General features: G+C 33.9%; 6 protein-coding genes and 1 pseudogene. 5 read left to right on the forward strand and 2 right to left on the reverse strand.

Features of this window, described 5'->3' with window-relative positions:
* Positions 1–150 precede the first annotated feature (150 nt).
* From K5I29_RS11840 to K5I29_RS11860, 5 genes and pseudogenes are all read left to right on the forward strand, one after another.
* Entirely contained in the window at positions 151–921 is a 771-nt protein-coding gene (locus K5I29_RS11840; RefSeq protein WP_264433542.1) for a DUF3108 domain-containing protein, read from the forward strand.
* A gap of 6 nt (positions 922–927) precedes the next feature.
* Positions 928–1,853 (forward strand): annotated as a pseudogene (locus tag K5I29_RS11845) (tryptophan 2,3-dioxygenase family protein).
* Between the two features lie 14 nt (positions 1,854–1,867).
* Positions 1,868–3,118, forward strand: coding sequence for a M23 family metallopeptidase (locus tag K5I29_RS11850; protein WP_394358604.1), 1,251 nt, complete (start codon positions 1,868–1,870; stop codon positions 3,116–3,118).
* Positions 3,119–4,744, forward strand: a complete 1,626-nt coding sequence (pgi, locus tag K5I29_RS11855; RefSeq protein WP_264433544.1) for a glucose-6-phosphate isomerase — start codon at positions 3,119–3,121, stop codon at positions 4,742–4,744. It abuts the gene before it with no gap.
* A 208-nt stretch (positions 4,745–4,952) separates the two neighbouring features.
* The gene (locus K5I29_RS11860) at positions 4,953–7,685 is read left to right on the forward strand and encodes a TonB-dependent receptor (protein ID WP_264433545.1); all 2,733 of its coding nucleotides are present in this window, start codon (positions 4,953–4,955) and stop codon (positions 7,683–7,685) included.
* Positions 7,686–7,735: 50 nt separating this feature from the next.
* Here K5I29_RS11860 and K5I29_RS11865 read toward each other — a convergent pair whose 3' ends face one another.
* Both K5I29_RS11865 and mfd read right to left on the reverse strand, forming a co-directional pair.
* Entirely contained in the window at positions 7,736–9,310 is a 1,575-nt protein-coding gene (locus tag K5I29_RS11865) for a S41 family peptidase (protein WP_264433546.1), read from the reverse strand.
* 160 nt (positions 9,311–9,470) lie between these two features.
* The gene (gene mfd, locus K5I29_RS11870) at positions 9,471–12,716 is read right to left on the reverse strand and encodes a transcription-repair coupling factor (RefSeq protein WP_394358570.1); all 3,246 of its coding nucleotides are present in this window, start codon (positions 12,714–12,716) and stop codon (positions 9,471–9,473) included.
* Positions 12,717–12,723 lie beyond the last annotated feature (7 nt).

Genomic DNA, 12,723 nt, shown 5'->3' on the forward strand with positions numbered 1-12,723 from the left:
AATAAGGAGTTAGTAGGCCTTATGAATAGCGAGTAAATTTTCATAATTTATAGTTTTTTGGTTGGTTAATAGCATAAAATCCTGGTTGTTTCAATCAGGATTTTTGTTTTTTTGGTATATTTATTGCCTATCAATCAGAAAAAATGAATTATGAAAAAACTTTTATATATAACCTTCACCTTTCTTCTAAGTATTTCCCCATCGCTTTACAGTCAGAAAGCGTATGATTCTGGCGAATATTTTAAATTTAAAATTCATTACGGTATTATTAATGCAGGTTATGCAACGGTAGAACTAAAAGATATTATGTATCAAGGTAAAAATGTGTTTCAAGCCAAAGGTTACGGCTGGACAACAGGTTTAACCAAAGCACTTTTTAAAGTTGAAGATGATTATCAAACCATATTTGATAAAAACAACAATAAGCCTTACCAATTTATTCGTAAAATAAACGAAGGCGGTTATATAAAAAACCAACAAGGTTTTTTTGATCCGGCTAAGCAAAATGTTTTTGTAAAAGATTTTAAAAACAATACTGAAAAAACTTTTGATGTAACGCCGAATGTGCAAGATATTATGTCGTCTTTTTACTATTTACGCAACCACCCGGATATTGATAAATTAAAAGAAGGCGAATCTATTGTTATTGATATGTTTTTTGATGACGAAATTTATAAATTTCGCCTAAAATATTTAGGTAAAGAAAATTTAAATACTAAATTTGGAAAACTTTCATCTATGAAGTTCAGACCGTATGTACAATCGGGACGAATTTTTAAAGAAAAAGAAAGTTTAACAGTTTGGGTATCAGATGATATTAATAAAGTGCCCTTGCTTATTAAGGCCGATTTATTAGTTGGATCATTAAAAGCATCCCTTATCGAAGTTAAAGGATTACAACAACCGCTCAATACAAATTAAAATCCCATGGATTTAGCTTCAAAATTTACAAGCCAAATATCACAATTAGAAGATAAGTTTAAAACAATTAACCAAAAAACAGAAACGCATCTGGAAGGTTTGTTGTGGGCTAAACCAATTACGTATTGGGATTATATTCAAACCGATGCTTTATTAAGCTTGCAAACACAACGTACAATTTTACCAGATGAAATGGTTTTTATTATGTACCATCAGGTAAACGAGTTATTGTTTAAAATGATTTTATGGGAAATTGAACAAGTTGCTCATTCCGAAAAACTAACGCCCGAATTCTTTACAGAAAAAATAAATCGCGTAAGCCGATATTTTGATATGTTAACCACATCTTTCGATATCATGAAAGATGGCATGGAAGTTGAGCAATATTTGAAATTCAGAAATACATTAACGCCTGCAAGCGGTTTTCAAAGCGCACAATATCGATTGATAGAATTTGCATCTACCGATTTAATAAATCTAATTGATCATCGTTTTCGCGAAACAATTGACCGTAACACGCCGTACGAACATGCCTTAGAACATTTGTATTGGCAAGCTGCAGGTAAAGATTATAATACAGGCGAAAAGTCGTATTTAATAAAAGAGTTCGAAAAAAATATAAAAAACCATTTTTAGCCTTTATGGAAGAATATAACACCATAAATTTATGGCAAAAATACAAACAGTTGCCCGTTGCCGAACAGCAAAATCCAGAGCTTATTGCGGCTATGCGTCATTATGATAAAACCGTTAATATTACTTGGGTAATGGGGCATTATAAAACTGCTTTAAAATATATAGAAAGTGGAAGTGGACCACAGGAAGCTACCGGTGGTAGTGATTGGAAAAAATATATGTTACCAGAATACCAACGTAGAATTTTTTTTCCGGAACTTTGGTCAGAACATGAGTTAAAAAATTGGGGGAAATAATAATTAAAGTGTAAATTTTGAAATACCTATATGTTTTTTTAGCTGCAGCCTTGTTGGTTGGTTGTGGTGAAGAAAAGAAAGAAGAAATAGTTCAACAAGTTGTTGTTGAAAAACCAAAAGAAGAAATACGTACTGCCTTTGGGTTTGTTTTAAATGATTTTGAAGTGAAACACGATACTATTGTATCTGGTGATAGCTTTGGTAAAATTTTAGGACAAAACAATTTTAGCGCTGCACAAATTCATGAGGTAAATGAAAAAGTTAAGACCGATTTTAATACCAGACAAATTAGAATAGGTAAGCCTTATACCTTATTAAAGGATAAAAACACAGATAGCTTAAAAGTTTTTATTTACCAACAAGATAAATTGCATTATACCGTTATTGATTTAAGAGACTCGGTTCGCGTAACTAATAATACCGTGCCCACTGTTTTAAAAGAACGTGTTATTGCTGGCGAACTACAAGGGTCATTGTCTGAATCATTAAATAAATTAGGAGTTCAACCGGGAATTGCTACCGAGTTATCTAACATTTATGCTTGGTCAATTGACTTTTTTAAATTAGATAAAGGAAACAAGTTTGCCTTAAGCTTAACAGAACGCTTTTTAGAAGATGGCGAATACGTAGGTGTAGAATCTATAAACGGATCTTTTATTGAATATCGCGGAAAATTGATGTATTCTTTTCCTCATAAAAAGTCAGAATCTCAACGCAGACCTGAATATTATGACGAGGAAGGAAAACAGATGAAAAGTATGTTTTTAAAAGCACCTTTAAAGTTTTTTAGAATTACTTCTAAATTCACCAAGCAACGTTTCCATCCGGTGCAATTAAAATGGAAAGCACATAACGGAACCGATTACGCCGCGCCTCATGGAACTGAAATAATGACTACTGCTGCCGGAACTGTTATAGAAACGGGTTATACTGCTGGTAACGGAAACTACGTTAAAGTTAAACATAACGGAACGTATACCACGCAATATTTACACATGTCAAAAATTTTAGTTAAAAAAGGACAACATGTTGCGCAAGGTGAAGTTATTGGTAGAGTTGGTAGTACTGGATTAGCTACCGGACCTCATGTTTGTTACCGTTTCTGGAAAAATGGTGTACAAGTAGATCCGCTTTCACAAGCATTACCAAGTGCTGATCCGATGGATAAAAAAGAATTGCCAGGTTATTTGGCAAAAATTAACCCAATTAAGCAACAATTAGATAGCGTTGCAACTATTACTTTTAGAGATAAGGAGTTACACTAAATGGCATTATTTTCAATAAATCCCACCAAAACTAAAGCTTGGGAAGAATTGCAGCTTCATTTTAATGAAGTGCATACTATGGATGTTCGAAAACTTTTTCAAGAAGATGTAAATCGTTTTGAAAATCTTTCTATCCGTACAAATCATTTGTTATTTGATTTTTCAAAAAACAGGATAACGAATGATACGCTTTCTAAACTTGTTGCTTTAGCTAAAGAGACGGGAGTTGAAGATGCTATACAAAAATACTTTTCGGGAGATCCGATTAATGCTACTGAAAACAGAGCTGTTTTACACACTGCGCTTCGTACGCCAAAGGGAGAGCAGATTAAGTTAGGTAATAAAAATATTATTAATGATGTACATGCAGCACGCGTAAAAATTAAAAAGTTTGTTCGTGAAATTATTTCAGGCGCACGGACCGGGTTTACAAATAAAAAAATAACGGATGTTGTAAATATAGGTATTGGAGGTTCAGATTTAGGGCCACGATTTGTTACCAATGCATTGGCTTTTTATAAAAACCATTTAAACGTTCATTTTATATCAAACATTGATCCTGACTATATTCAGGATTTATTAGTTACGTTAAATCCAGAAACAACTTTGTTTGTTGTTGTTTCAAAAACTTTTACTACTGACGAAACCATTTCTAATGCAAGTTTTTGTAGAACTTGGTTTTTGCAAAAAGGGTGTATTTTAGATATAGAAAAACACTTTGTTGCTGTTTCTCATAATAAAAAAGAAGCCGAATCATTTGGTATTGCGTCAGAAAATATTTTTCCGATGTGGGATTGGGTTGGCGGACGTTATTCTTTGTGGAGCGCTGTTGGCTTGTCAATTGCTTTAGCAATTGGTTATAAAAATTTTGAGTTGTTATTAGAAGGTGCTCATGAAATGGATATCCATTTTAAAACGCAACCGCTAGAACAAAATATTCCAATTGTTACAGCTTTGTTATCTATATGGTATAACAATTTTTATGAAACAGAAACCGAAGCTGTTATTCCGTATTCTCAATATTTAGAGCGCTTGCCTGCTTTTTTACAGCAACTTTCTATGGAAAGTAATGGAAAGTCAGTGGATAGAAACGGAAACGCAGTAACGTATCAAACCGGAAATGTTATTTGGGGAGATTGTGGAACCAATTCACAACATGCCTTTTTTCAGCTAATTCATCAAGGTACAAAATTAATACCGATTGATTTTATTGGTTTTATTAATCCGTTGCACGAATCGTTAGCTCAACAATATGCGAAATTAACCGTTAATATGTTTGCGCAAGCTGATGCGTTGCTAACCGGAAAAACTAAAGACCAGCTTAAAGATGCTGATCAAAATGGTTTACAAGCACCTCATAAAATATTTGAAGGCAACAAGCCGTCGTCCATTTTTTTGTTTGAAAAATTATGCCCAAAAACGATCGGAATTTTGTTGGCTATGTACGAGCATAAGACGTTTGTACAGGGGGTAATTTGGAATATTTACAGCTTTGATCAGTTTGGTGTTGAATTAGGTAAGCAAAGATTTAAAGAAATCTTTGAGAATAATTCAATAAATACTTCAAAATCGAGCCTTTATTTTACTAATCAAATATTAAATTTTTATTTAAAAAATAAAAAATAGTTAATAATTTTGTGTTTTTTATAGATAATGATGTTAAATAATTATCTTTTTTTCTTTAATTTTCTGTTTTTTATTGATTTATAATGGTTTAAAATCATTAATAAATCATTAAAAATGAAGTTGTTAATCATAAATTAACATTGGGGTGATTATTATGTAAAAAAAAAGTTAGACTTTTGCCTTAAAATCTATAACACAATACAACAAAATGACAAACTTCAGAAATTGGGTAATTTTATGCCTAATGGTAGTTACATCAGTTGCGTTCGCTCAAAACAAAATTACTGGTAAAGTAATTGACGGAGAGTACGGAGGTGGACTTCCAGGTGCTTCAGTTACAATTAAAGGTACATCAAATGGTACTTTAACTGATCTTGACGGTGCTTTCGAATTTACAACTAGCGAAAATGCAGGTCAAGTAGTAATTTCTTTTATCGGTTACGAATCTAAAACAGTTTCGTTTGCAGTGACTAACGGTATTGCTAATATTGGTAATACAACAATCATGCCAAGCGAACAAATGCTTGAAAGCGTAGTTATTACTGCTATTGCTGACGTAGCTGTAGATCGTAAAACTCCAGTAGCTGTTTCTACAATTAAAGCTGCTGAAATTGTTGAGAAATTAGGTTCTCAAGAATTCCCTGAAATGTTAAACTCTACACCTTCTGTTTATGCAACTAAAGGTTCTGGAGGTTTTGGAGATTCACGTTTAGTTATCCGTGGTTTTGACCAAAAAAACATTGCAGTTATGGTTAACGGTATGCCAGTTAACGACATGGAAAACTCTTCTGTTTACTGGTCAAACTGGGCAGGATTATCTGACGTAACTTCTCAAATGCAAGTACAACGTGGTTTAGGATCATCTAAATTAGCTATTTCTTCTGTTGGTGGTACAGTTAATATTTTAACTCGTGCAGCTGATATGACTGCTGGTGGTCGTGTTTCTACTTCTTTAGGAAATGACAACTACTTTAAAGCTGTAGCATCTTACAACACAGGTAAATTAGAAAATGGACTTTCTGCATCTATCTTACTTTCTCACACTATGGGTAACGGATACGTTGATGGAACTAAATTTGAAGGTTCTAACTACTATGCTGCTGTTGGTTACGAAACTAAAAACAAAAAACACGATTTTCAATTAACTTTTACAGGTGCTCCTCAATCACACAATCAAAGATATTCTTACGTATCTATTGCTGAGGCTCAAGCACAAGGTTCAATTGATAGACCAAATATTAAATATAATAAAGATTGGGGTTACTTAAACGGTAAAGAATTTAACTGGAGACGTAACTACTACCACAAACCAATCGGTTCATTAAACTGGAACTACCATATTAATGAAACAACTAAATTAGCTTCTGTATTCTATGGTTCTTGGGGCCGTGGAGGTGGAGGTAGAGCGACTGGTCGTATTGCTGGTATGAACTTTGATAACCCTGGTTTAAGAACTGGAGTTAATGGTACAGTTAATTTTGATCAAATTGTTGCTTGGAACCAAGGTCAAACTGCTATTAATGGCGTGATGAACCAAACTCCTGGTCAATTAAGATATAACAATGGTTTTGGTACAATCAACTCTGTTAACTCTCACGACTGGTACGGAGGTATTGTAAGTTTAAACAAACAATTATCATCTAACTTTACTTTAGATGTTGGTATTGATGCACGTACTTACAAAGGATACCACTTCCAAAATTTAGCTAACTTAATGGGTAACCAATATTACTTAGATACTACAAACGGTAGAAATTTAGAGTTTTCTAAACAATTCGGTTCTGATGTTAGCTATAACCCTTTTGCTAAAACTGGTAATAACCAAGCAATTAACTATAATAATGATGGTTTAGTTAACTGGTATGGTGGTTTTGCTCAGTTAGAATATGCTACTGATAACTTAACTGCTTTTGTACAAGGAGCTATTTCTAACCAAGGATTCAAACGTATTGACTACATTACTTACGGTGAGATTAAAACTGAATCTTCTTGGAAAGATATGTTAGGTGGTAATGTTAAAGCGGGTGCTAACTATAACATTGATGAGCACCACAACGTATTTGTTAACGGTGGTTGGTATTCTAAACAACCATTCTTTAACGGAGTTTATTTAAACAACCGTAACGATTTAAACCCACAATTAAAAAACGAAACAATTATTGGAGTTGAAGCTGGATACGGATACCGTTCTGAAAAATTCAACGCTAATGTTAACCTATACAGAACTTCTTGGTCTGACAGAATTTTAAGAGCTAATTCAAGATTTACTGACCCTGTAACTAATGAAGTTACTCAAGGTACGGCTAACTTATTTGGTGTTGAACAAGTTCACTACGGTGCTGAGTTTGATTTTGTTTATCGTCCTATTGCTAACTTAGATATTAAAGGTATGTTCTCTTGGGGTGATTTCTCATACAAGAAAAATGTTACTGCAACTTTCTTAGATCAAACAACTGGGTTACCTATTATTGATCCTAATACAGGTACAGTTGCTGAACAAACTTTATACTTAAAAGATTCTAAAGTAGGTGATGCACCATTAGTTACTGCATCTTTACAGGCTGGTTATAAAGTTTTAGATTTAAATCATCATTCAATTAAAATTGATGCTGGTTACCGTTTTGTAGACCAATTATATTCATCAATTGATGCTGCTAAAATGAATACACCAGAATCTTTAGGTGCTTTACGTTTACCTTCTTACAACTTGTTTGATGCAGGTGCAACTTATACAATGAAAGTTGGTAAAGCAAAAACAGATGCTGTTAACGTACGTTTTAACTTAAACAACGTTTTCAACACAATCTACATTGCTGACGGTATGACTGCGCAACATGTTGATGCAAATACAACTTCTACTTATAAAGGTATCGACACGCGTAACAACGTATGGTTTGGTTATGGTAGAACTTGGAACTTAACTTTATCTTACAACTTCTAATAGTTATAAAGATTATATATAAAAGCCCCGAACATTTGTTCGGGGTTTTTTTATTTTGGTGATTTTGCTTTATACACTATTTTATATAAATTATAATCTTTATCTAAAGCTTGTCCTGTTGTTAATTTAATCGGTACGTCCGGAATAATTCCACGGCCTAAAGTTTCTGTTTGATAGGTTGGTTTAATATGAATCAATCCAGTTCTAACGCGTAACTTGCTGTTGGGTAATTTTAAATAAGGCATAATACCTGCAACTGTGCCATTATAGGTTCCGCCAGTTTCTTCTCCATAAACTAAAGCGCGATTGCTGCCTTGTAAATTACTAGTTAGTATACAAGCTGCAGAAAAGCTTCCGCCATTTACTAACACGCTTAATTTGCCTTGATAAACATTTTTTTTAATTGGTTTAGGTTTGATGCTTGGTATTTGTATTTGATAGTTACCTGTCGAATCTTTTTTTGTGTTTAACTGTGCCCAAACATATACCGGAACATAAAAAGGAGTTAATGCAACGTACGTTCCAAAGCTTTTGCCTTTAATGGCTTGAAAAGGAAATTTTCCCCGGCTATTTATTTTTGTTTCACGCAGTAAGCTTTCGTCAGCATCATATTTTAAATAGCTATACAATTCATTTATTTCGGCTACCAATCCTCCCGGATTATTGCTTAAATCTAAAGCCAAATGATTTACGCCTTTATTTTTTATGTATGTAAACAAGCTATCATAAGCTGCCTTATATCTTCCGTCACTAAATTTATGAATCTTTAAAACAGCAAATGTGCTGTCATCAGCAATAGGAAATAGCAATTCACGCACAAAAGCTTTATTATCCCAGCCCAACATTTTTTTTTGCTTAAACTTATGTTTGTTTTGCTTGGCTTGTTGTTTTTTTTCAACCTTGGTTAAGGTTTGAATAGAATCTTTTTTATGGCTGTTTTGGCTTGATTTTTTTGTTTTAATCCGCACATTAGTTGCTGTAAATAAGCTATCATTTTTGCTCAGCACAAAAGTAATGCTGTCCCGAATTCCAATTTTATCGTAAACTAAAGCCGTAAAACGTTTATTAAATCCTTGCGGTATGTAAGTTGGGCTAAACCCATCGCCCGAATTATTTTGGCTATATTCCTTGTATAGCACCTCTGGTTTCACATCTTCAATGCTAATAACCTTGCTGCCAATTAAATTTTGTTTAAGCGAATCTGTTGTTTCAGCTATATATAGCGTATTGTTAAACCATTTGTAAGTAAACTGGTTTACCGGTCCTTTTGTGTTTTTATTGGCTTTATCTTGCTGTTTTGTGGTTCTATCAGACGGATAAACAACCCGAGAATGCCCTTGCCTTACCGCAGCAATTATTGGAGCTATTTCGCTATAAAATTGTTTTGGAGTTAAAGGCGTTGTAATATTTTTTTTAGTTGATGCAAATAATTGGTTTAAGCTATCTGCGCTAATATACAAATCGGCATCTGGGTGCATCGCTAAAAAATTGTTTTGTAAATAGGTTATGTCTTGATGCAACTTAGCTACGCTTATTTTAGATTGATTGAATGCGTTGTGTTTTTTGGCCGATTGACACGCAAACAAGCTCCCAATAAGTATAAATCCGCCAATAATTTTTTTCATCTTATAACATGGTTTTGTTTAAAGATAAAAAAAATCACATCAGATTTTGATGTGATTTTTAAATATTAAATTTCTCGTAAAGCAGCTAATGCTTTTGCTACCGATTTTATATTGTTAATGGTAAGTAACAAACGGATGCCATTTTTGGTTTCTTTCGTTTTTAAATTACCAGCCATCGGATTTTTTTGTTGTATTCTAAAACCTTTGTAAACTGATCGGTTTGGTAATAATCAGATTCTTGATTGGCAATAAAATAACAAACCAACTTGCCTTGCTTCATAATTATTTTTTCCATTCCTAATTTACTGGCAACCCATTTTATTCGAACGGAATCTAACAAGGCCAACGCAGCTTTTGGTAACGGACCAAAACGGTCAATAATTTCTTTTTCAAATTTTTCTAATTCCGCCTCGGTTTTCAGGTTCGATAAATCGGTATATAAATTATAGCGCTCGGTAATGTTGTTTACATACGTGTCCGGAAGTAAAATTTCGAAATCCGAATCAATCGTAACTTCTTTCACGTAAACTTTATTTTCCGGTCGGTTTTCTTCTTCAAACAAATCTTTAAATTCGTTTTCTTTAAGTTCCTCAACCGCTTCATTCATAATTTTTTGATACGCATCGTATCCAATATCATTAATAAAGCCCGATTGTTCACCGCCTAAAATATCGCCCGCACCACGAATTTCTAAATCTTTCATGGCAATTTTAAATCCGCTGCCTAAATCACTAAATTGTTCTAAAGCTTGGATGCGTTTGCGCGCTTCTTCGGTCATGGCCGAATACGGCGGACATATAAAATAACAAAATGCTTTTTTATTACTACGGCCTACGCGTCCGCGCATTTGATGTAAATCGGACAAACCAAAGTGGTTGGCGTTGTTAATAAAAATGGTGTTTGCGTTGGGTACGTCTAAACCGCTTTCAATAATTGTTGTGGCAACTAAAACATCAAATTCACCATCCATAAAGGCTAAAAGTAATTCTTCAAGCTTTTTGCCGTCTAATTGTCCGTGGCCCACGCCCACGCGTGCGTTTGGTACCAAGCGCTGAATCATTCCAGCAACTTCTTTAATATTTTCGATGCGGTTGTTTATAAAATAAACCTGACCGCCGCGTTCAATTTCGTACGATATTGCATCGCGAATAACTTCTTCATTAAATCCAACTACATGCGTTTCAACCGGATATCGGTTGGGTGGTGGTGTTGTAATAACCGATAAATCGCGAGCTGCCATTAACGAAAATTGTAAGGTTCTCGGAATTGGAGTTGCTGTTAGCGTTAACGTATCAATATTATTGGCAATGGTTTTTAGCTTGTCTTTTACAGCAACGCCAAATTTTTGTTCTTCATCAATAATTAACAAACCTAAGTTTTTAAACTGAATAGATTTGTTTACCAATTGATGCGTACCAATAATAATATCTATTTTTCCGTCTGCTAAATCAGTAATAATTTGTGATTTTACTTTACCGGTTCTAAATCGATTTAAATAATCTACCCGAACGGGTAAATCTTTTAAACGTTCTGAAAACGTTTTATAATGCTGAAATGCTAAAATGGTTGTAGGAACTAAAATGGCAACTTGTTTGCTGTTATCAACCGCTTTAAAAGCTGCACGAATAGCAACTTCGGTTTTACCAAAACCAACATCACCACAAATTAATCGATCCATTGGACGATCGGATTCCATATCTTGCTTTACATCTTGCGTTGCTTTTAGCTGATCGGGTGTATCTTCGTAAATAAACGAACTTTCTAGCTCGGCTTGTAAATAGCTATCGGGTGCGTAGGCAAAACCTTTTTCTAAGCGGCGTTTGGCATACAGCTGAATTAGGTTAAACGCAATGTGTTTAACACGTGCTTTGGTTTTTTGTTTTAAGGTTTTCCAGGTGTTTGATCCCAATTTGTGTACTTTGGGTGCAACGCCGTCTTTCCCGTTGTATTTAGATATTTTATGCAGGGAGTGAATAGATACGTAAACAATATCGCTTTCGGCATAAATAAGTTTTATAGTTTCTTGAAACTTACCTTCAACCTGAATTTTTTGTAAACCACCAAACTTACCAATACCGTGATCAATATGGGTAACATAATCGCCAATGGTTAAGCCTGAAAGTTCTTTTAAAGTAAAAGCTTGCTTTTTGGTATAACCGTTTTTAAGCGAAAACTTGTGGTAACGTTCGAAAATTTGATGATCGGTGTAACAAGCAATTTGCAAATCTAAATCAACAAATCCTTCGTAAATAGAAAGTACAATTGGAGTAAAGTTTCTAAACTTTTCCGGGCTTTCTGTAACCGAATCTATAATTTCTTTAAAACGTTTGGCTTGATTTTCGTTGGCGCAAAACAAGTAATTTTTTATGCCGTTTAATGAGTTTTCGTTTAAATTATCTTTTAATAAATTAAATTGTTTGTTAAACGACGGTTGCGGCTGAATATTAAATTCAATGCTTTCGGTAGTTTTATAAATGGGTTTTGAAGCCAAATCTACCACGGCAAAGTTTAACGAATCTCGAATAAAGCTGGCTTGGTTTACAAACATATTTTCGGGCAAGGTGCGCGAAATTTCGTTGTTTAAACCGGCATAAATTTCTTCAGCTTTGGTATATAATTTATCTAATCGTTCAAACTGCAATTCGGCATTTTTTATAAAAACTACCGTATCTTTTGCAATATATTGTAAAAAGCTTTCGCGATTTTCTTGTGTTTTTTTGTTTTCCAGATTCGGAATAATGGTGATTTTTTTCTGCTTTTCGATAGAAAGTTGCGTTTCTACATCAAAAGTTCGAATCGAATCTACTTCGTTGCCAAAAAATTCAATACGATATGGATTGTCGTTCGAAAAAGAAAAAACATCTAAAATACCACCACGAACCGAAAATTCGCCTGGTTCGGCCACAAAATCAACACGTTTAAATTGGTATTCAAAAAGCACTTCGTTTACGTAATCAATAGATAAATTGTTGCCAATTTCCATTTTTAACGTATTTTTTTCTAATTCTTTTCGGGTAACAACTTTTTCAAAAATGGCATCGGGATACGAAACCACCACGGTTGGCTTTTTTTTGGCGTTGATGCGGTTTAAAACTTCGGCACGTAACAAAACGTTGGCATTATCTACCTCTTCAATTTGATACGGACGACGGAAGGATCCTGGAAAAAAATGAACGTCCTTGTCATTAATCAGTTTTTCTAAATCGTTTGTTAGGTACGCCGCTTCTTCTTTATCGTTCGCTAAAATTAAAATAGGACGTTTTATTTCAGAAAAAATGCTTTGTACAACAAACGAAAGGCTAGAACCAAAAAGCCCTTTTACGTGCACTTTTGCATCTGGTTTTTCTAGCAGTTGGGTTAGTTGGTTTACTTTGGCTGATTTTTGATAAAGATTTATACTTTCCAAATTATAA

It is taken from the genome of Flavobacterium agricola, assembly GCF_025919725.1.
Taxonomy (GTDB): Bacteria; Bacteroidota; Bacteroidia; order Flavobacteriales; family Flavobacteriaceae; genus Flavobacterium; species Flavobacterium agricola.

Coding starts and splice junctions, on each gene's coding strand:
- K5I29_RS11860 (WP_264433545.1), top strand. CDS start 4,953: ATGACAAACTTCAGAAATTGGGTAATTTTATGCCTAATGGTAGTTACA.
- pgi (WP_264433544.1), top strand. CDS start 3,119: ATGGCATTATTTTCAATAAATCCCACCAAAACTAAAGCTTGGGAAGAA.
- K5I29_RS11840 (WP_264433542.1), top strand. CDS start 151: ATGAAAAAACTTTTATATATAACCTTCACCTTTCTTCTAAGTATTTCC.
- K5I29_RS11865 (WP_264433546.1), bottom strand. CDS start 9,310: ATGAAAAAAATTATTGGCGGATTTATACTTATTGGGAGCTTGTTTGCG.